Below are 373 nucleotides of genomic sequence, written 5' to 3' on the forward strand. Positions count from 1 at the left end.
GCCGAGGTTGCCTTCGGTGCCGACCTCGCGGGCGACGCGGGTCACCTCGTCGGCGAAGGCGGAGAGCTGGTCCACCATCGTGTTGATGGTCGACTTCAGCTCCAGGATCTCGCCCTTCGCCTCCACGGTGATCTTCTTGCCGAGGTCGCCCTGGGCCACGGCCGTGGACACGAGGGCGATGTTGCGGACCTGGGAGGTCAGGTTGTCCGCCATGAAGTTGACGTTGTCGGTGAGGTCCTTCCAGACGCCGGAGACGCCCCGCACCTGGGCCCGCCCGCCGAGGTTGCCTTCGGTGCCGACCTCGCGGGCGACGCGGGTCACCTCGTCGGCGAAGGCGGAGAGCTGGTCCACCATCGTGTTGATGGTCGACTTC

The 373-nt window shown here is 67.8% G+C and carries 1 protein-coding gene; it reads right to left on the reverse strand.

Features of this window, described 5'->3' with window-relative positions:
* Positions 1-373 (reverse strand): HAMP domain-containing protein (locus tag ADL12_RS25150; protein ID WP_159053287.1); only part of this gene is annotated, 373 nt, incomplete at both ends.

Source organism: Streptomyces regalis, assembly GCF_001509475.1.
In the GTDB taxonomy this organism is placed as follows: Bacteria; Actinomycetota; Actinomycetes; order Streptomycetales; family Streptomycetaceae; genus Streptomyces; species Streptomyces regalis.